The organism is Streptomyces griseobrunneus (assembly GCF_046713465.1).
GTDB lineage: Bacteria > Actinomycetota > Actinomycetes > Streptomycetales > Streptomycetaceae > Streptomyces > Streptomyces microflavus.
The window spans coordinates 3882239-3901919 of record NZ_CP177080.1 but is presented as its reverse complement, the minus strand read 5'-3'; the positions used below and the strand labels follow the sequence as shown (position 1 = coordinate 3901919).

General features: G+C 71.9%; 16 protein-coding genes and 1 tRNA gene. 5 read left to right on the top strand and 12 right to left on the bottom strand.

The genetic code is table 11. The features are described from left to right. Window positions 1-42: 42 nt before the first annotated feature. The 6 genes from efeB to ACK8N7_RS17820 form a co-directional block, all read right to left on the bottom strand. The gene (gene efeB, locus ACK8N7_RS17845) at window positions 43-1371 is read right to left on the bottom strand and encodes an iron uptake transporter deferrochelatase/peroxidase subunit (protein WP_403213756.1); all 1329 of its coding nucleotides are present in this window, start codon (window positions 1369-1371) and stop codon (window positions 43-45) included. 5 nt (window positions 1372-1376) lie between these two features. Next, window positions 1377-3320, bottom strand: coding sequence for a copper resistance CopC/CopD family protein (locus ACK8N7_RS17840; protein ID WP_500443179.1), 1944 nt, complete (start codon window positions 3318-3320; stop codon window positions 1377-1379). 13 nt (window positions 3321-3333) lie between these two features. Beyond that, complete coding sequence (locus ACK8N7_RS17835) at window positions 3334-3783, bottom strand: copper chaperone PCu(A)C (protein ID WP_403213760.1); 450 nt, start codon at window positions 3781-3783, stop codon at window positions 3334-3336. Next, window positions 3780-4439: an SCO family protein gene (locus tag ACK8N7_RS17830; protein WP_500443177.1), complete on the bottom strand. Its 660-nt coding sequence runs from the start codon at window positions 4437-4439 to the stop codon at window positions 3780-3782. The genes ACK8N7_RS17835 and ACK8N7_RS17830 overlap by 4 nt, the downstream gene beginning before the upstream one ends. Window positions 4440-4481: 42 nt before the next feature. After that, window positions 4482-5237 carry a YcnI family copper-binding membrane protein gene (locus ACK8N7_RS17825; protein WP_403213934.1) on the bottom strand — a complete coding sequence of 252 codons (756 nt, stop codon included), beginning with the start codon at window positions 5235-5237 and terminating at the stop codon, window positions 4482-4484. A gap of 213 nt (window positions 5238-5450) precedes the next feature. Beyond that, a complete protein-coding gene (locus ACK8N7_RS17820; RefSeq protein WP_500443176.1) occupies window positions 5451-6374 on the bottom strand; it encodes a hypothetical protein in 924 nt (307 codons plus the stop codon). A gap of 294 nt (window positions 6375-6668) precedes the next feature. On the opposite strand from ACK8N7_RS17820, the gene ACK8N7_RS17815 reads away from it, so the two are divergent. Next, window positions 6669-7283: an ATP-binding protein gene (locus tag ACK8N7_RS17815; RefSeq protein WP_403213766.1), complete on the top strand. Its 615-nt coding sequence runs from the start codon at window positions 6669-6671 to the stop codon at window positions 7281-7283. A 31-nt stretch (window positions 7284-7314) separates the two neighbouring features. Here ACK8N7_RS17815 and ACK8N7_RS17810 read toward each other — a convergent pair whose 3' ends face one another. Together ACK8N7_RS17810 and ACK8N7_RS17805 are read right to left on the bottom strand one after the other, a co-directional pair. Then, window positions 7315-8793, bottom strand: a complete 1479-nt coding sequence (locus ACK8N7_RS17810; RefSeq protein WP_500443175.1) for an aminopeptidase P family protein — start codon at window positions 8791-8793, stop codon at window positions 7315-7317. Window positions 8794-8895: 102 nt separating this feature from the next. Further along, window positions 8896-10383 carry a PP2C family protein-serine/threonine phosphatase gene (locus ACK8N7_RS17805; protein WP_500443173.1) on the bottom strand — a complete coding sequence of 496 codons (1488 nt, stop codon included), beginning with the start codon at window positions 10381-10383 and terminating at the stop codon, window positions 8896-8898. Between the two features lie 581 nt (window positions 10384-10964). Here ACK8N7_RS17805 and ACK8N7_RS17800 point away from each other — a divergent pair. Both ACK8N7_RS17800 and ACK8N7_RS17795 read left to right on the top strand, forming a co-directional pair. Then, window positions 10965-11696: a bifunctional DNA primase/polymerase gene (locus ACK8N7_RS17800; RefSeq protein WP_403213772.1), complete on the top strand. Its 732-nt coding sequence runs from the start codon at window positions 10965-10967 to the stop codon at window positions 11694-11696. A gap of 437 nt (window positions 11697-12133) precedes the next feature. Next, window positions 12134-12514: a hypothetical protein gene (locus ACK8N7_RS17795; protein ID WP_500443171.1), complete on the top strand. Its 381-nt coding sequence runs from the start codon at window positions 12134-12136 to the stop codon at window positions 12512-12514. Between the two features lie 246 nt (window positions 12515-12760). On the opposite strand, the gene ACK8N7_RS17790 is transcribed toward ACK8N7_RS17795, so the two are convergent. From ACK8N7_RS17790 to ACK8N7_RS17780, 3 genes are all read right to left on the bottom strand, one after another. Further along, window positions 12761-13726, bottom strand: coding sequence for a DUF5926 family protein (locus ACK8N7_RS17790; RefSeq protein ID WP_403213776.1), 966 nt, complete (start codon window positions 13724-13726; stop codon window positions 12761-12763). 167 nt (window positions 13727-13893) lie between these two features. Then, window positions 13894-14502: an ATP-binding protein gene (locus tag ACK8N7_RS17785; protein ID WP_403213778.1), complete on the bottom strand. Its 609-nt coding sequence runs from the start codon at window positions 14500-14502 to the stop codon at window positions 13894-13896. A gap of 85 nt (window positions 14503-14587) precedes the next feature. After that, window positions 14588-15424, bottom strand: coding sequence for a glycerophosphodiester phosphodiesterase (locus tag ACK8N7_RS17780; protein ID WP_031122604.1), 837 nt, complete (start codon window positions 15422-15424; stop codon window positions 14588-14590). A 201-nt stretch (window positions 15425-15625) separates the two neighbouring features. Between ACK8N7_RS17780 and ACK8N7_RS17775 the strand changes: the two genes are divergently transcribed. Both ACK8N7_RS17775 and ACK8N7_RS17770 read left to right on the top strand, forming a co-directional pair. Further along, complete coding sequence (locus ACK8N7_RS17775; protein WP_500443169.1) at window positions 15626-17305, top strand: S1C family serine protease; 1680 nt, start codon at window positions 15626-15628, stop codon at window positions 17303-17305. 85 nt (window positions 17306-17390) lie between these two features. Next, window positions 17391-17480 (top strand) — tRNA-Ser (locus tag ACK8N7_RS17770). A gap of 1166 nt (window positions 17481-18646) precedes the next feature. Here ACK8N7_RS17770 and ACK8N7_RS17765 read toward each other — a convergent pair. Further along, a complete protein-coding gene (locus tag ACK8N7_RS17765; protein ID WP_403213814.1) occupies window positions 18647-19558 on the bottom strand; it encodes a bifunctional DNA primase/polymerase in 912 nt (303 codons plus the stop codon). Between the last annotated feature and the right edge of the window lie 123 nt (window positions 19559-19681).

Here is a 19681-nt window from a genome sequence, read left to right as displayed (position 1 = left end):
ACGCCGGTCACGCGCCCCCGGGCCCCATGAGGCGCCCCTGCCTCAGGACTCCAGCAGCCGCTGCCCCACGTACTCGCCCTCCGCCGCCCCGCCCGGCACCGCGAACAGGCCGCTCGCCTCGTGCCGGATGAACGGCGACAGAGCATCGCCCCGGTCGAGCTTGCGCTGCACCGGGACGAAGCCCTGGAACGGGTCCGCCTGCCAGCAGACGAAGAGCAGCCCGGCATCCGGAGTGCCGTCCTCGGAGATCCCGTCGTGGTACGAGAACGGGCGCCGGAGCATCGCGGCCCCGCCGTTCTTCTCGGGGGAGGAGATCCGGGCGTGGGCGTTGTCGGGGATCACGAGCCGTCCGTCCGGGCCCGCCTTGTCGAGGTCCAACGCGGTGGTCTCGCTCCCGCCGCTCAGCGGGGCCCCGTCCGCCTTGCGCCGCCCGATGACCCGCTCCTGCCGGTCCACCGGAAGCTTCTCCCAGTCGTCCAGCAGCATCCTGATCCGGCGGACGACGGCGTACGAACCGCCCTCCAGCCACTCCTGCGGGGTGCCGGGGGAGGCGGGCACGAAGATCCGCCGGTCGAAGTCCTCGTCGGCCGGCTTCGGGTTGCCGGTCCCGTCGATCTGCCCCATCAGATTGCGGGCGGTCATCGGCCGGGCCGTGGCCCCAGGGGTGCGGTTGAAGCCGTTCATCTGCCACCGCACCTTTACTGTTCCCGCGCTCTCCTTCTGTACGGCCCGCAGGGCGTGGAAGGCGACGAGCGCGTCGTCGGCGCCGATCTGCACCCACAGGTCGCCGTCGGAGCGCTTGGCGTCGAGCTGGTCGGAGGAGAACGGGGGCAGCGGGTCGAGGGCGGCGGGCAGCCGGGAGGCGAGGCCCGTACGCGCGAAGAACGTACGGCCGAAGCCGAAGGTGACGGTGAGGGAGGAGGGGCCCGCGTCCAGGGCGATCCCGGTGTCGTGGCCGGGCCCGTCCGCCGAGCCTCCCGCCGGGCGGCCCGCCATCAGCTCCCGCGCCACCGCCGACCAGCGCCGCATCAGGGCCACGGCCTCCTTGCGGCCCACGCCCGCCACCAGGTCGAAGGCGACGAGGTGGCCCCGGGCCTGAAGCGGAGTGGTGATCCCCGGTTGATGTTTCCCGTGAAACATCGCCTCGGTGGAGCCGACGGCCGTCAGGGCGGTCGGTGCGTCGGAGCGGGTCGCGGCATACCCGGCCGCCCCGCCCCCGGCGCCCAGCACCAGCCCGGTGGCGCCCGCCGCGCCCACGCCGCCCAGCAGCCGCCGCCGCGAGACACCGGCGGGGCCGGCACCCGGGGGGCCGGTGTCGGGGTGGACGGTCGTACCGGTGGGGGCCGGGTCCTGCTTCCTGGTCTTGCTCACCGTACTCAGCCGATCTTTACGTTCTCGTCGATGGTGACCTGGTCGATGTCGGAGGTCCGGACCGTCACATCGACCTTCCACTCCCCCGCCATCGGGATCCGGACGCCGCTCGCCGACCAGTGCCCCTCGGCGAGCCGGTCGGGCGCGACCGGCAGTGGACCGATCTCCTGAGCCTCCAGGGTGAGGGCGACCTTCAGCTCGGGGACGTCCATCGGCTTGCCGTCGCTGCCGTCGACCCACACATGCAGCTCGTTGGAGCCGGTGCGCCCGGGGTCGATGTCGATGCGGACGGTTCCCTTGCCGTTCCGGCCGCCGGTGTCGAAGGGCATGCTCAGGTTGACGGGTCCCGTCGCGGCGGGAGCGGTCGCCCCGGCCCCGGCCCCGGCCTCCTCCTCCGTACGGCCCGGTTCGGTCGACGTCAGCACGGTGGTGACGGCCAGCAGGACGACGGCGACGGCCGCCTCGGCCAGCACCGAGCGGCGCAGCCCGGAGCGCTCCGGGTCGGCGTCCCGTATCCGCTTCTTCTTCGTGGCGGTCAGGACGGCCTGCTGACGGGCCAGTTGCGCGGCCCGCGAGGGATCGACGTCGTCCGGTGCCTCCTCGGTCCCGGATTCCTCCTCCGCGCCTCCGGAAGCGGCAGCAGCCGTATCAGTCGCCTCCGCACCCCCGGACGCGGCAGCCGTATCCGTCAGCCGTGCCGTCCACCGCCGGGAGAACCAGGCGACGGCGAGCAGGACCGCGATCAGCACGACCTTGATGATCAGCAACTGCCCGTACCGCGTCCCGGTCAGGGCCGACCAGGAGCCGACCTGGCGCCACGACTGGTAGATCCCGGTCGCCGCGAGGACGAGCACGCTGCCGAACGCGACCCGGGAGAACCGCCGTACGGCACGGCTCCCGATGTCCGGCGTCCGGTACAGCGCCACCAGGAGCGAGACGAGGCCGCCGAGCCAGGCGGCGACGGCCAGCAGGTGCAGGACGTCCACCGGCATGGCGATCCCCGCCTGGAGGCCGGTGGACGCGTGCTCGGACATGGCCCAGGTGGCGGCGATGCCCGCCGCGACGACTCCGCCGCCGACGGCGAGGCCGAAGGTGAGGTCCTTCTTCTCGACCGCGTCCTCGCGCCGGGCGTACGTACCGAACAGGACGGCGATGAACAGGGCGGCCGCGCCGAGCAGCAGCAGCCGCGAGACGAGGGCGGCGCCCGGCTTGGTGTCGAGGACGGCCTGGAGCCCGTCCAGGTCGAAGGCGTCGGCGAACTTCCCGCTGCCGGTGTACGGGCTGCGCAGCAGCAGCATGACCAGGGTCGCCGCGGTCAGCGTGATCCAGCCGCGCACCACGAGCCGTTGCATCGGCCGGGCGGACGCGCCCCGGGGCCAGCAGCCCAGCACGAAGGCCGCGCCGCCCACGAGCAGGATGAACCCGGTGTACGCGACGTACCGCGCGATGCCGTAGACGACGCCGACCGGGCCGCCGCCCACCTCCTCGGAGGGCAGGGCCACGGTGGTCTCGGAGGGGGCGCCGATGGAGAACGTGAAGGCGCCGGAGATGGGATGGCTGTCGGCGGAGACCGCCTGCCAGGCCACCGTGTAGGTGCCGTCCGGCAGGCCGGGATGGAGCTCGACGCCGTACCGGACGGTGGAGCCCTCGGACAGGTCCTTCGGCTCGGCGCCGGTGTCGGCGCGCTTGCTGCTGGGGTCCAGGACCCGGATCGACCCGTCGCCGACGGCGATCGCCTCGGAGAAGGTGAGGGTCACCTCCTTGGGCGCGGTGGCGACCACCGCCCCGTCCTGCGGGTCGCTCCCGGTGAGGGCGGCGTGCGCGGACGCCGGGCCGGCGCCGGCCAGCATCAGCCCGAACAGCAGGCTGACGAGGGCGGCGACGAGCGCGGCGGCGGCGAACGGCCGCCGTATCGGGGACGCTCCGAGGCGCGGGGCGGTGGCAGTCATGACAGTCGGTCCCTCACTGCTTCTTCGGGTTGTGGGTGGTTTCCTTCACCGGCAGGTCGACCGTGATGGGGTCGGCCTTCTCGAAGTGCAGCTCGACGGAGACCTTCTCGCCCTGCTTGGGCTTCTGCTTGAGCTTCATGAACATGATGTGGCTGCCGCCGCGTTCGAGGTCGAGCTCACCCTTCGCAGGCACCTCGAACGACGAGACCTCGCGCATCTGCTGGTTCTTCGTCTCGTGGATCGTGACGTCGTCGGAGAGCGGACTGGTCACCGACGTGAGCCGGTCGGCGGACGACCCGCTGTTCTGGACGACGAGGAAGCCGGCGGCCATGTCGCTGACGGGCTGCGGCAGATACGCGCCGGTGACCTTCAGCTCGGGCTCGTCGCTGCCCGCGGAGCACCCCGCCAGCGCCAGCCCCGTGGTGAGGGCGAGGACGCCGGCGAGGACCGTGCGGCGGTTCACGGGTTCTCCCCCTTGATCAGCTTGGGGAGGTCCTTCGCGTACTCCTCGGCGGAGGTGTCCTCGCCGTACAGCACGTATCCGCCGTCCGTCTTCGGGGAGAAGGCGACCACCTGCGCCCCGTGCATCGAGACCGGCTTGCCGTCCTTGTCCTTCGTCGCCGGCTCGATACCGATGCCGATCTGGCGCGCCCCCGCCTGGATGGTGGGGAAGTCGCCGGTGAGGCCGGTGAAGGTGGGGTCCTGGCCCTTGAGCCAGGTGCCGAGCGAGGCAGGCGTGTCGCGCTCGGGGTCGGTCGTGACGAAGACGACCTGGAGCTTGTCCTGGTCGGCCTTGGGCAGCCCCCGCTTGGCGATGGAGATGTTGCTCATGGTCAGCGGGCAGACGTCGGGGCAGTTGGTGTAGCCGAAGTAGATGAGCGTCGGCTTGCCCTTGGTCGCCGCACGGAAGTCGTACTCCTTGCCGTTCGTGTCGGTGAGGACGAGGTTCGGCTTGGTGAACGGGCGGTCGAGAACGGTCGCGGCCTTGGTCTTCGGAGAGGCCTCGACATCGGCGATCGACGAGGAGCCCGCCTTGTCGTCGCCGCTGCCGCAGGCCGAGAGGGCCAGTGCGGCCGCGGCGGCGAACGCCACGGCCGTCACTGCTTTTCTGTTGCGCATGAAGGGTGTCCTGAACGTGGTGCGGGTGGTGGAACCGGCAGGTCAGACGGTACGGCGGCGGCCGGCGAGCACGCCGAACGCGACGCCCGCGACGCCGATGAGGATGCCGATGATGCCCAGGGTGCGGGCCGTGGTGTCGCTGGAGGAGGAGGACGCGGCGTGCGTCTCCTTCTTGTCGCCATCGGCCGACGCCGCCTTGTCGTCGGCCTTGTGGTCGTCCTCGCCGGGCTTGGCGGCCGCGCCGCCACCGTGGTGGTCGTCGGAGGCGGCGGAGAGCTTCAGGACCGGGGCGGGGCTGTCGGGCTCGTCGCCGCCCGCCGTGGGCTCCTCGATCCAGCGCACGACTTCCTTGTTGTCGTACGTCTGGATGGCCTTGAAGACCAGCTGGTCGGCGTCTTCGGGAAGCTGGCCGACGGAGACCGGGAACTGCTGGAAGTAGCCGGGCGCGATTTTGGAGCCGTCGGCGGTCCAGGTCACCTTGGAGACCGCCTCGGTGATCTTCTTGCCGTGGACCTCAAGAGGCTTGTCGAGCTTGCCCTTGGTGATGTCGATCTTCCAGCCCGGCACGGCCTCGGGGGTGACGGAGGAGAGCGGGTGGTCGGCCGGGAAGTTCACTTCGACCTTGACCGTGGAGGCCTGGTCGCGCTCGTTGGGGACCTTGAAGTTGAGGGTGGCGTAACCGCCCTTGGCGGCCTCGCCCTGCGGCTGGACGCTGACGTGCGCGGCGGCGGGCCCGGCGAGCAGCAGGACGGTGGACGCGGCGACGCCGGTGGCGATGGCGATACGGGAGACGCGGATGGCGTTCATGGCAGGAATCACTCCACGGAGGAAGAGGAACACGCAGGAAGAGGAAGACATGGTCGTTCGGCGCGCGGGTGCGCGACGGCAGCACGACACCTCGTCCGGTCCGGGAGGAATCCGGCCCTGCCCGCAGGAGAGCCGCTCAGGAACATGCAGGGGCGGCCCATCCGGGACGGTGGTCCGTCACGGGCGGTGGGCGCAGGTGTCGCGTCAGGCTGCGAGGGCGTACGGGGCCGGAGGCCCGCGCCTGACCACCAGGTGCTGCAGCGGGTCCCCGGTGGCCGGGGCCGGTTCGTCGTCGGCCGTACGCAGGGCGCGCGGGCCGCACACGAGCTGCTCGCGCGCTCCGGCGCGCAGGGCGCGTACGAGTGCGAGCGCTGCGCGCAGGGAGCGCAGCCGGGCGCCGGCCGCCAACTCCTGGGCGCCGTACGCCGAGAGCCGGGCCAGCCGGAAGAGAGCGGCTTCGCCGCGCCGCAGCAGCCAGCCGGCGGCGAGCGCGGCCAGCAGGTGCGCCAGGAACATCGGCAGTGCCGGCAGCAGCGCGGTCACCGAGGCGTACGCCGAGGCCAGGCCCGATCCTCCGTCCGCGACCGCCGACGCCAGGCCCGATCCCCCGTCCGCGACCGCCGAGGCCAGGCCCGGTCCGCCGTCCGGAGCCGCCGCGCCGGCCGCTCCCGCCGACGCGAGATGTCCGTGGCCCTGCGAGAGCGTCGAGGGGTCTATGCCCGCCGTGGTGACGATGCGGTGGGCGTCGGCGGCGTCGAGCTGCCCCGCCCCTCCACCGCACACGAGCCCGGCGGCGAAGCGGATCAGAGGGTTCTCGTCGCTGCCCCGTGGCGCTGCGGCGGCGACGGCCTGCGCGCTGCCGTGGCTGCCGTACGCGAAGAGGACGTGCAGGGCGACCTGCCCGCCCGCCAGCGCGCCCGCGATCGACGGCAGGGAACGTTCCCGTCCGGCGAGGGCGGCGGCGACGGCGAGGACGCCGAGGAAACCGGCGACCAGGGTCCACGCGGGGACCGGCGTACCTGCCGCGAAGGCGTGCCCCGCCGCGGACAGCACGACGCAGACCGCGGTGAACACCGCGGCCCTCATGAGCCGCAGACCGGCTCCGGCGTGTGCGACAGGCGTGGACATGGCCGGGACATCATCGCACTGCGCCCCCCTCCGCGGTACGGCAGGTCCGGAACATCAGCCTCCGTCCGCAAGCGTGCTTGTTGCGGCTGTTCGCGGGGGATGTACGGACTGTGGACGCGCCGCTTCCGGAACCCGCCCCGGCCTCCGCCGGGGTGGTCCCCGGGGTGGCCATACACCGGTGCGCGGAATATCCACATCCGCCGAATGAGGGCTCTCACAGCCGATCCGTGCTTACGAAGTGCCTTGTGCGGCAATACGTATCGATACGTCGAGCCGCAGCCAGGAGGCTGGAGCATGAGCATCTGGTGGTCACTCCATTTGCGGCGCGAAGCTGCGAGCGTTCCGCTCGCCCGTCGTTTTCTGCTCGGCACCATGGAAACCGCGGGGGTGGATCCGGATATCTCCTTCGACCTGTCGGTCGCGCTCAGCGAAGCCTGTGCCAACGCCGTGGAACACGGCGGCGACCGGTCGGGCCTCGGGGAGCACGGGGATTCCGGACCCGAAAGGCCCCCGGCGGACTCCGGGCAGTACCGGGTCACGGCCTATCTGGACGGCGAGAAATGCCGTATCGAGGTGGCCGACTCGGGGCCGGGCTTTCCCGCCCGGCGCGCGCTTCGCCCTGCCGCGCACACCGAACACGCGGAGCACGTCGACCGCGCCGAGCACGTCGACCGCGCCGAGCACATCGAGCGCGCCGAGCACATCGAGCGGGCTCAGCACCCGGAGCCCGTCGGCGCGCAGCCCACGTTCGCCGCGTACATCCCCTGCGTCGCCGAGAGCGGCCGCGGGCTGGATCTCATCGAGCAGCTCGCCGACCACGTCCAGTTCGGCAACCGGCCCGGCCGGGGCGCGGTGGTCAGCTTCGACAAGGTCCTGAAATGGCGGGAGGGCGCGCTGCTCATGGTGTGAGCAGCGCGCCCTGTCATCAGGCGGAAGCGGGTCAGCCCTTCAGCTGAGCCATCCAGGCCTCGACCTCGTCGGCCTGCCGGGGCAGCTTGTCGGAGAGGTTCCGGTTGCCGTCCTCGGTGACGAGGATGTCGTCCTCGATCCGGACGCCGATGCCCCGGTACTCCTCGGGCACGGTCAGGTCGTCGGTCTGGAAGTACAGGCCCGGCTCCACGGTCAGGCAGACACCCGGCTCCAGGATGCCGTCGACGTACGCCTCGGTGCGCGCGGCGGCGCAGTCGTGGACGTCCATGCCGAGCATGTGACCGGTGCCGTGCAGGGTCCAGCGGCGCTGGAGGCCGAGCTCCAGGACCTTGTCCACGGACAGGTCGCCGAGCAGACCCCACGCCACGAGCTTCTCGGCGAGCACGCGCTGCGAGGCGTCGTGGAAGTCGCGGAAGGTGGCACCGGGCTTCACGGCGGCGATGCCCGCCTCCTGGGCCTCGTACACCGCGTCGTAGATCTTGCGCTGGAGCGGCGAGAACGTGCCGTTGATCGGCAGGGTCCGCGTCACATCGGCGGTGTAGAGCTCGTTCGTCTCCACGCCCGCGTCCAGGAGCAGCAGCTCGCCGGCGCGGACGGTGCCGTCGTTGCGGACCCAGTGCAGGGTGGTGGCGTGCGGTCCGGCGGCGCAGATCGAGCCGTAGCCGATGTCGTTGCCCTCGATGCGGGCGCGCAGGAAGAACGTGCCCTCGATGAAGCGCTCGCTGGTCGCCTCGGCCTTGTCCAGGCTCTTCACGACGTCCTCGAAACCGCGCGCGGTGGCGTCGCACGCCTTCTGCAGCTCGGCGATCTCGAAGGCGTCCTTCACGAGGCGGGCCTCGGAGAGGTGGACGCGCAGCTCCTCGTCGCGCTCGGCGGTCACCTTGTCGGTGAGGGCGGCCTCGATGGACGCGTCGTGACCGCGCACGTTACGGACCGGGCCGGTGGCCTCGGTCAGCGCGGCGGCGACCTCGCGGACGTCCTTCGCGGGGATGCCCAGCAGCTGCTCGGCCTCGGCGAGGGAGTGCCGGCGGCCGACCCACAGCTCGCCTTGGCCGTCCAGCCAGAACTCGCCGTTCTCCCGGTCGGAGCGGGGCAGCAGATAGATGGTGGCCTCGTGGCCCTCGCCGGTCGGCTCCAGGACGAGGACGCCGTCCTGGGTCTGGTCGCCGGTGAGGTACGCGTACTCGGTGGAGGCGCGGAAGGCGTACTCGGTGTCGTTGGAGCGGGTCCGCAGGTTGCCCGCGGGGATGACCAGGCGCTCGCCGGGGAAGCGCGCGGAGAGCGCGGCGCGGCGGGCGGCGGTGTGCTCGGCCTGGGCGATCGGTTCGAGCCCGTGCAGCTCGGTGTCGGCCCAGCCCGACTTCATGTTCGCGGCAAGCTCGTCGGAGACGCCCGGGTACAGGCCGTTCTTCCGCTGCTTGATCGGCTCCGCCGCTTCGTTCTCTTCGGTCTCCTGCTCCGGGGTCTCCGGGATGAGCTCCTCAGACACGATTTGTCTCTCCTTGATACGACACTGGACCAGCACCCATCGTACGGGCGTACGGAAGGGGGCCCAGGGTCGAAGGACCTGTTACAGGAGAGGCGTCCGCGCTCAGTCGAAGTGCGCGGCGAGGATGACCACGTCCTCGGCGGAGTCGGTCCGGTCGAGCCCGTCGGGCAGCATCGTGTGCAGTACGTGGTCGGCGACGGCGGCCGGATCGTGCCGGCCCGCCTTCGGTACCGAAGCGGCGGCCGAGTGCAGCCGGGCGAAGGCGCGGTCCATCGGGTCGCCGGTGCGTCGCAGCAGGCCGTCCGTGTAGAGGAGCACCGTTTCTCCCGGCGCGGGGGAGAACTCCACGCTCGGCGCCTCCCAGCAGGCGAGCATCCCCAGCGGTGCGGAGAGCGTGGTCTCGACGAACTCGCAGCGCCGCTCGCCGAGAACCAGCGGCGGGGTGTGCCCGGCCCCGGCGAGCACGATCTTGCGGGCGGCGGGTTCGCAGTAGGCGAAGAGGGCGGTGGCGGTCCGCGCGGGCTCGGTCAGCCGCAGCAGGAGTTCGAGATCGGAGAGTACGGCGACGGGGTCCTCGCCCTCCATCACGGCGTACGCCCGCAGGCTGGCGCGCAGCCGTCCCATCGCGGCCATCGCGCTCGCCCCCGATCCCCCCACGGAGCCGACGGCGAGCCCGAGCGTGTGTTCGGGCAGCGGCAGTGCGTCGTACCAGTCGCCGCCGCCCCTGGAGCCGGTCCGGTGCCTGGCGGCCAGCTGTACGCCGGGGATGCGGGGCAGCAGGCTGGGCAGCAGCTCCTCCGTGACGGTGGCGATGTCGGCGCGGGCCCGCTCCAGCTCGGTCAGCCGGGCCAGGTGCTCGGTGGCGTAACGGGCGTACAGGCCGACGAGGTGGCGCTGCTTCTCCGAGGGCTCCCCGGGCTCGTCGTAGAGCCAGACCGCACCGCCGAGCCGTCCGGCCGCCTCGGAGGCGAGGGGCAGGGCGTAACTGGCGGCGTAGCCGAGCCGGGTGGCGACCTCGCGGTGGCGGGGGTCCAGATCCTTGTCGGTGAGCAGGTCGGGGCTGCTGATGCCCTCCGCGGTGTCCGGGAGTCCGTCGAGGACCCGGCCCAGGGCGGTGGTGCCGCGCTCCAAGGTCTCGATGTGCCCGAGATCGGCGTGGCTGAGCCCGAGGCCGAGGGTGGTGGACGGGGTCCCGGCGTCCGCCGGTTCCAGGACGAGGAGCCCGCGGCGGGCGCCGACGAGGGCGGCTCCGGCGGACAGCAGCTCGTTCAGGGCGGTGCCGAGGGTGGCGGTGCCGACCAGCCGCTCGGTGAGTTCGTGCAGCGTCGTGAGATCGGAGACCCAGCCCGCGAGCCGGTCCTGGATGAAGGCTCCGGGGGCTGCCGGAACCTCTCTCAGAGGAGCGGGAGTGTGCGTTGAAACCGGAACTTCCGGATCGATTCCAGCCACTTTCGGCAGGTGTGGGGCGCTCATGGCAGCCAGCTTTCCGGCCGGTGCGATTCGTCGAATAGCATCGCAAACCCCCATGTGATTCTGCGCCACTATCAATGCATCCACATGTACACGCACAAGTAACCCGATGTCCAGCATTGTCCCCTGCAGGCTCGCCGGATTCGCGCCTCTCCAGTGTTAGTCAACTTGGCCGAAAAATGCACCCTCCGGGAGCTATTTGCGGTCGACTGGGGCAGCTCTACAAGGGTTCCTCCGGGCGAAAGCCCAGGAGCGGCGTCATTCCGGGCAGGCTGGGTACGTAATCGACGATGCTCAGGGCAGACGCTCGGAGCGGATGCTCGGGGCGGACGCCCAGGGCTGGTGCTCAGGGGCGGATGTGATCGCCCAGGAACCTGACAGCGGGTCCGGACGTCCTTACCCGTGACGGTCGCGATCAGTGACGGTCACGCCCCCGCCCCACGCGGCGGGGTTCGGGCCCGGGCCGGCAGGCACGAGGCGCCCGACGGGCGCCCCCGGCTCCCCGCAGCTCGGCACCACCCCAGATCGGTTCCACTCGGATCGGTTCCACTCGGCTCGGCTCGGCTCACGCTCGGTACCGAAGGCACGCCCGTACCGCAGAACCTTATGAGCACGTACGCACAGCGAAGAGACGTACACGCGGTGTCCCACACGCGTGGCGTCATGTGGACTCGGCGTTCAACGGAAAGGAACGAGCGCTCATGCGCGAGATCCTCGGAAGGCGACGCAGGCTCCGGCTCCGGCGCAAGGAGGGTGCCGCCCGGCTCGAAGCGGCCCTGACCTTCGCCACCGCGTGGCAGTGGCCCGTGCTCCCCGGAGCCGGAACCGCGCCGGCCGCCCTGCGCGACGGGCGTGGCCTCGGCTGCGCCTGCCCCGACCCCGACTGCGCCGTTCCCGGCGCACACCCCTTCGATCCCGCACTGCTGGCGGCCACCACGGACGAGCGCATGGTGCGCTGGTGGTGGAGCAACCGCCCCACGGCCCCGGTGATGCTGGCGACCGGCGGCCGCGCCCCCTGCGCGGTGAGCCTGCCCGCCCTGGCCGGGGCGAAGGCCCTGGTCGCCCTCGACCGCATGGGCATGCGGCTGGGCCCCGTCGTGGCGACGCCGACCCGGTGGTCGCTGCTGGTGGCCCCGTACACGCTGGAACGGCTCGGTGAGCTGCTGTACAGCAAGGACTGGGTGCCCAGCTCGCTCCGGTTCCACGGGGAGGGCGGCTATCTCGTCCTGCCGCCGTCCGAGATCGGCGCGGGCCAGGTGCGCTGGGAGCGGGCCCCTTCGCCTCCGGCGGGCCCGGTCTTCCGCCGGGCCGCCAGGGGCGGCGGCGCTCCGGTGGCGGCGACTCCTTGGCTGCCGGATGTCGAGGCGGTCCTGGACGCCCTGGTCGAGGCGAGCACCAGCGCGCCGGACGGCGGGAGCCGGCTCGCGTACTGACGTCCTGCGAACCCGCGCACGGACGTCTCTCGTGTTATGGCGGGGGCGGACGGCCCGGCTCACTCGTTCGGGTGTGAGCCGGGCCGTATTCGCGTTGAACGGGTGCGGGACGGCCCGGCCGTGTGTCCCGCGTCGATATCGTCGCCCCACATACGCGCGCGGTCGGCTTGCCCGCGTGGTCGGCAAGGGGCGCCACCATGAATCTCCGCATGATCGGTCTCACGGCTGTCGTCGCGTTCGCGTGCCTGATTCCGATCGTTGCTTCAGCGGATCCCGGGCGTTCCCCGGATGCCGTACCGGCCGACGAAGAATCTGCGGACAGGTCATCAGAAAGCCATGAAAAAAAGCTTTCTGATGAACCGTCCGTGAATGAGGCCGATTCTTCTTCTCCGGCGCAGCCGAAATCTGCGTCGACATCGTCGACATCGCCGTCGGGAATGAGTGTGGACGGTGCGAGCGGATCCGGCGGTACGGCCCGGTGCGGTCCCGAGCTGGCCTCGCCGGCGGGCATCGAGGCCCAGACCTGTGTCATGACCGGCGGCGGCGAGACCTGGGCGCGTGCCTACTACCGCAACACCTCCGGCGCCGAACTCCGTTCCGTACTCACGCTGATGGGGCCGGGCGGGCGGACCGTGGAGCTGCACTGCGTCCTGGCGGCCCACGACGAGCCGGGCAGCTGCGAGACCCCGCGAGGGACCTCGGCGGGCGGTCCCGGTGCCTATGCGGCGGTGGCGGAGTACGCGGGCGCGGGGCCGGTGGAGGAGGCGCCGTTGCTGCTGCGCGCCGGATCCGACCGGGCGCCGGGCGCAGCGGACTGAATCCGGGGAAGCGGGGTTCCGGGCGGCGGGGGCGCGGGGCTCCGGGGGCCGGACGGTACGGGCCGCAGCCGGAAACGAAGACGCCCGGTCGCTGGCGACGGGGGATGCACCAGCGACCGGGCTTCTAGAACGGTAACAAGAGATCTGCCGTTCGCAAATTCGATCTCGCCTATGGGGACGGCGATTTACTTGTGAGTACGGTGAGTTGTGACGCGAGTCACCGACTCGGAGCGGCTCCCGACGGGGTCAGCTGAGCGTCACCTGGCGGTTGGTGAGGCCGCCGCGGGCACGGCGCTCCTCGGCGGTGAGCGGGGCGTCGGAGGCGAGCGCCGTCGCCAGCCGCTCGGCGAACGCGACGGCCGGCTTCTCGCATGCCTCGGCCCCCATCGAGCTCGGCAGGTCCCAGACGGGGACGACCAGACCGTGCGCCCGGAACGAGCCGACCAGCCGGGTGTCCTCGCCGAGCGAGGAGGTGCCGGCGGCGTGCAGCCGGGCGAGCGCGTCGAGGAGCTGCTCCTCGGGGTGCGGCATGACCCAGCGCAGGTGGTTCTTCTCCGGGGTCTCGCACCAGTATGCGGAGTCGACGCCGGAGAGCAGCACCGTCGGGATCGCGGCGGCGTTCGCGCGCTCCAGGGAGGCGGACACCTCGGGGGTGGCGTTCTCCGCGTCGGGCACCCAGAACTCGAACCCGGTGTGGACGACCGGCTCGAACGCGGCGTCCGCGTCGAGCAGATCCTGCAGGCGCGGCCCGTCGGCCGGCACGCGGCGGGCGGCGACCGGGGTACCGGGCTCCACCTCCAGCGCGCGCTGGAGGGTGTCGGCGAGGTCGCGGCTGAGGTCGCCGGAGGAGGTGTCGTTCTGGAGGGCGAGGAGGACGGAACCGTCGTCGCGGCGCAGGGCCGGCCAGGCCATCGGCAGAACGGTCGCGAGTGTCACCGACGGAACGCCCTCGGGCAGCCCGCCCTTCAGCGTCAGCCCGACGGTGGCGGCGGGCACCAGCTCGCGCAGGGCGACCCAGTCGCACTCGCCGGCCAGTCCCTCGAACGGGCGGTGGACGAGCTCGGTCACGGCCTGGGCGGCGGCGCGTCCGTGACACGCCTTGTAGCGACGGCCCGAACCGCACGGGCAGGGCTCACGGGCCCCGACGACCGGGATCTCACCGTCCTTGAGCTGCTGCTTCCCGGCCTTGGTCTGAGGGCGCTTCTTGGCCATGGTGGGCATTCTCCCGATTGCGACAGTGCGGTCTCGGCGCGAGCCTAGCCGCCCGCGACACCGCCGCCGCACACCCTGTCCGCCGCCGCCCTCGCCGACCGGCGTCGTCAGGACCGCCGCTTCGGCCGTCCATCAGCCGTCGATCAGCCGGCCGGCTCGTCGGCCCGTCAGCTCGCGTCGTCGAGGACGTCGGAGAAGTCGAGCCCTTCGAACCCGGTGAGCCCGCCGACCGCGCCGAGCTCGGGTGGCTTCGGGGAAGGGACGTGGGCCCAGACGGTGACTTCGCCCGAGGAGTCGTCCCGTACACCCCACTCCTGTGCCAGGGCACTGATGATGTTGAGCCCCCGGCCGCCGCGCGCCGTCACCGAGGGGGTGGCCGGAACCGGGCGGGTGGGCCCTCCGCCGTCCGTGACCTCCACGGTCAGCCCGCCGCCCGTATCCACGCGCCAGGCGGCACGGATGTCGCCGTCACCGACATCCGTGTGGTGTCCCAGCGGCCTGCCGTGCCGGCAGGCGTTGCTGAGCAGTTCGGAAAGAATGAGAACAGCGTCGTCCACGACCGCGTCCGACACCCCGTTGCTGCGCAACTGCTCACGCATCCGGTGCCGTGCCTGCCCCACGCCCGCAGGGCCATGGGGAACGGCCATGCTCGACGACGCAGGCACCTCTTGTGCCACCACCAACGCCACCCCCGAGACCTCCTTTGCCCCACGCCACGGGTTGGATGCCCCACTGAGCTGCACCGGAAACCGGCCAAGGGGCTGCCGGTGACGCACTCGTCACGACTGAACGCGCAGCGAATGCGCCGGTGTACTCCCCGTCATGGTGGGTGCGCGGGGTGGGTCGCGTGCCTGTTGTGTGCTAAATGCGGCCCAGTTGGGACAGAACCTGCTTCGGGCGGTTGGTGATGATCGCTTCGACGCCGAGTTCGGCGCAGAGCTCCACGTCGGCCGGTTCGTTCACGGTCCACACATGGACCCGGTGGCCCGCCCGGTGGAGCCGCTCGATGTACCCGGGGTGGCTGCGCACGATCCGCATGCCGGGTCCGGCGATCCGGGAACCGGCGGGCAGCCGTCCGTCGCGCAGCCGGGGTGAGACGAACTGCATCAGGTAGACCGTGGGCAGTGCGGGCGCGGCGGCCCGGACGCGGTGCAGGGAGCGGCCGGAGAAGCTCATGATGCGGATGGGCGAGGGCTCGTCGGCCGGTGGTGCGGCCAGGCCGAAGCGGTTCAGCAGGTGCAGGAGCCGCTCCTCCACCTGCCCGGCCCAGCGGGTGGGGTGCTTCGTCTCGATTGCCAGCTGCAGCGGCCGCCCGGTGGCCCGTACCTCGGTGAAGAGCTCCAGGAGCCGTTCCAGGGTGAGTACGGAGGTGAGCTCGCCCGGCACGGGATCCCAGTCCGGCGACTCCTCGCGGTCCTTCCAGGAGCCGAAGTCGAGGGCGGCGAGATCGGCGAGCTCCAGGGCGGAGACGGCGCCGCGCCCGTTCGACGTACGGTTCACCCGGCGGTCGTGCACGCAGACGAGGTGCCCGTCGGCGGTCAGCCGGACGTCGCACTCCAGGGCGTCGGCACCGTCCTCGATCGCCTTGCGATAGGCAGCCAGGGTGTGTTCGGGGGCGTCGTCGGAGGCCCCGCGATGGGCGACGACCTGGATCGAGGTGTGAGGGCTTCGCTGCCGTGCGTGGGTCACCCTCGTCATGGTGTCACCGCCACGGGGGTGGGAGACCACATGTCACCCTGGAGGTCCGTTTTGTCTGATGTAAAGATTGGTGTGCGGATGCACAGGTCCTGCTTACAGTGGCCCGACGTGCTGTGGGAAAAGCTGACCGCAGACACGTGCACAGCGGATTTCTTGCCGAATGCCGACTGGATGCCGAGTGGAACCGAGGAGTAAAGAGCTGTGAGCACCGAGAACGAGGGCACCGAGGGCAACGCGGTACCGGCCGTGCCGTCCGTTCCGCCCGCACCTCCCGTGCCGGCCACCACTCCTGACCCGGCCGCGGACGGGGCTGCGACTGCGCCGGATCCGGCACGCCCGGCCTCTCCGGCGGCGGACGGCGTACGGGACGGGTCCACGGACGGCGCCGGTACGGGGACACCGTCCCCGGCCGCCCCGATCGCGCCCCCCACTCCGGCGCACGCGGACGCACCGCGCCACACCCCCACGCACCAGGGCTCCCCGGCGCACGCGGGCACCCACCAGGACCCTCCGGCGCACCCCGCCGCCCACCAGCCCCACACCCCCCAGCAGCCCCACCAACCTCCGCACTCCCCGTACGGGGCGGCGCCCGAGGCCCCCGCGGGCGCCGCATCCTGGCCCCCGCCCCCGCCCGCTGTCCCCTCGTACGCAGGGGGCCCCGCCCACACGCACGGCGGCGGCATCGGCAACGGAGGCGGCAACGGCCCGGTCTGGGGCGCCCCGCAGCCCGGCCACGACCCCTCCCACGGCAACGGGAAGCGTCGGGGCGCCGGCGGCCTGGTCGCGGCGGTCGCGGTGGCGGCACTCGTCGCGGGCGGCGTCGGCGGCGCACTCGGCTACTGGGCGGCCGACCGCAACGACAACGGCTCCTCCGGCAGTTCGACCACCGTCTCGGCATCGGACACCCCGAGGGACCTCAAGCGTCCGGCGGGCACCGTGGCCGGGGTCGCGGCGAAGGCGCTCCCCAGCGTGGTCACGATCGACGCGCAGGGCGGCGACGGCGAGGGCGGCACGGGGACGGGCTTCGTGTACGACAAGGAGGGCCACATCCTCACGAACAACCACGTGGTGGCCTCCGCGGCGGAGTCCGGCGAGCTGTCGGCGACGTTCTCCGACGGCAAGAAGTACGCGGCCGAGGTGGTCGGCCGGGCGCAGGGCTACGACGTGGCCGTGCTGAAGCTGAAGAAGCCGCCGGCGGGCCTGACGCCCCTCCCTCTCGGCAACTCGGAGAGCGTGGCGGTCGGCGACTCGACGATCGCGATCGGCGCCCCCTTCGGCCTGTCCAACACGGTCACCACCGGCATCATCAGCGCGAAGAACCGCCCGGTCGCCTCCGGGGACGGCTCCAGCAGCAAGAACTCGTACATGAGCGCCCTCCAGACCGACGCCTCGATCAACCCGGGCAACTCCGGCGGCCCGCTGCTGGACGCGACGGGCGCGGTCATCGGCATCAACTCCGCGATCCAGTCGACGGGCGGCGGCCTCGGCCAGTCCCAGGCAGGCTCGATCGGCCTCGGCTTCGCCATCCCGATCAACCAGGCGAAGAACGTGGCCGAGCAGCTGATCAAGACGGGCAAGCCGGTCTACCCGGTGATCGGCGCGACGGTGACGATGGAGGAGAAGACCGGCGGCGCCGCGATCTCCTCCGAGGGCGCGGCCGGCACCCCCGCCGTCACCCCGAACGGCCCGGCGGCCAAGGCGGGCCTCAAGGCGGGCGACGTGATCACCAAGTTCAACGACACCGTGATCGACAGCGGCCCCACCCTGATCGGCGAGATCTGGACCCGCAAGCCCGGCGAGAAGGTGACCCTGACGTACGAGCGCGACGGCAAGACGGCAACCGCCGAAGTCACCCTGGGCCAGCGCGAGGGCGACAGCTGACCGGCTAGGCTGTCCCAAGCGTCGAACCGGCCCCACGGGCCCGTGACGGCCCATCGGCCATCACGGCCCGGGGCCGCCGACGCGGGGTGGGTTGCCCGAGCGGCCTAAGGGAACGGTCTTGAAAACCGTCGTGGCAGCGATGTCACCGTGGGTTCAAATCCCACACCCACCGCCAGGAAGAGAAGCAGCAGGTCAGAGGGCAGGTCTCCGAACCGGAGGCCCGCCCTCTGCGCTCACCTTGTCTCACCTCACGGCCCTGATTCCCGGTGCCGACCAAGCCGTGTGCGCCATGTGCGGGCCAGGATCGGCCCTTTAATCCTCACGCTTCTCACATCTGGCGTCGTTGGACGTACGCGGTCAATGAGCGGCTCTGGGCGCTGCTGAGGTGTGCTCGGAACCCCTTCGGCGTTTCCGGCATCGAGCGAATGGGTCTGGGCTCGTCGATCGTCAGTGCCTTGAACGAGCTTCACCAAGCGGCTCGGTTGGACCTGGCGGTGGGCAAGGGTGTGCTCTGAGCTGGGGGCCACGCGTTGACCAGCAGGGCAGACCAAGATCACGAATTCGCCAGGATTCGCCACCCCATACCTGCCGCGACCTTGGGTTTTTCTTGATCCTTTAGTGTTAGCGGTGGTTAACAAGGGGGAGAATTCGCGGCACGCCGGGGGGCTTCCGTCGGGGCCCCGCTACATTGAACTGGCGTACTGCGGTGGACCGTAGTAGGTCGTAGTCCTCTGCAGTACGCTGCTTGGCCCTTAGGGTCGGCGCGAGAGTGGAATGAGCTCCCGTTGCGGCAGGGGCCTGGTCCCGGATGCACCCGGGACCAGGCCGGCCGTGCGGGCAGTGGGCCCGGTCGAGCACTCATCGGCCGGGCCCACTTCTTGAGCCCGTCCGACCGGGTCGCCCACTTGCGCACGGTCAGAGCGCGAACGGCACAACGCAGCCCGCGATCGTCCCAGCCACGGCCAGGGTGTCCAGGGTCAACTGGATCCACCACCGGTGCTGCCGAAACCAACTCGGCGTCTCGGACTGGTCCATCAACTCACCTCCTGCCTCTCGCAGTCCCCCCTGCTTCACGATGAAGCAGAAGGGGCGTGGAGGGGCAGGGCCGAGCCTCTGTAGCGGAGGCTGTCGCGGGTCGGGTAAGTATCCGGCGGATCGATCCATTCGCCAGGGTTCGCCGTACATGAGGGTTGATCGCCCTTACACTGCGTGCCGCCTTGTTGGCACGTTCTCCTGCCAGGTGACGGCAGACACCGGCACGCCGGTGTCACCTCATTTCATGCAAAATGCCCGGCCGGGGGAGCCGGGCAGGGCAGGCCCCCCGGCCGGGTGTCCGGACCGTCAGGCCAGGCCGTCCCTCTCGTGGCCCCGCCCCCGCGTCAGCCGCTCCGCCGACGCGATCGCCGCACGCGCCTCCTGCTCCGTGAGGCCCGTGCGGACCGCCGCCGCGGTGAGGGCGTCGGCCAGGGTGTCGCCGAAGCCGTGTTCGTAGGCGCGGCAGGCTGCCCAGAACAGGCGGGTGTTGCGCTGGCCCTCGTGGGCCGCCAGGACGAACTGGATCAGGCCCTCGCCCCGGCGGCCCGGAGTCTCCGTCGGGGCCGTGCCGCCGGGAGCCCCGGCCGGGCGTCGCGGTGGTGGGGTGAGGAGGCGGAGGAGGGCGCGGGGGCAGGGGGCCGGGGGCAGGTGGGCGGTGCCGGGAGCCAGGCGGTAGCGGCCGTGGGCGGTGACCGAGCCGGGGCCCACCAGGTAGCCGCCGCTGCCGCGGACGTCGATGCCGGGGGCCAGGCGGCCGGCCGAGTTGGGGACCGTGGTGTCGGCGGGGCCGGTGAGCCAGAGGTGGCGGCCGCCGCTCGGGGTGAGCACGGTGACCGTCGGCGGGATCGTGAACAGGTGCTGGAGCGCCAGCTGCTGGAGTGCGCCCACCGAGTCGTTGCCGTGCGCGGTGTCGATGTCCAGGTCGATGCCGACGAGCCGGTGCGGGGCGCGTCCGCAGGCGATGCCGTAGCCGGTGGCCCGGGGTGCGGCGGCGAAGAGGGCGCGCACGGCCGCGGGGTCGGTGGTCGCGTCGTGCACCCCGTGGCCGGGCAGACCGCACTCGCCCCGGCAGTGGACCGGCGGCTGCTCGCCGTGGTGGGGGGAGCGCAGCGCGGGGAGCTTGGTGGCGGACAGGGGGAAGACGGGGAGCCCGCGCCCGGCGGCGGCGAGGGCGTGGGCGAGGGCCAGGGTGGCGGTCTGCCGGTCGATGGTGGCCATGGTTCTAGTTTCGTACATGAGTTCGAATATGGGAAGTGGGGGTGGGTGGGGGGGGGGGGGGGGGGGGGGGGGGGGGGGCGCGACTGAGGGGGGGGGGGGGGGGGGGGGGGGTGGTGGGGGGGG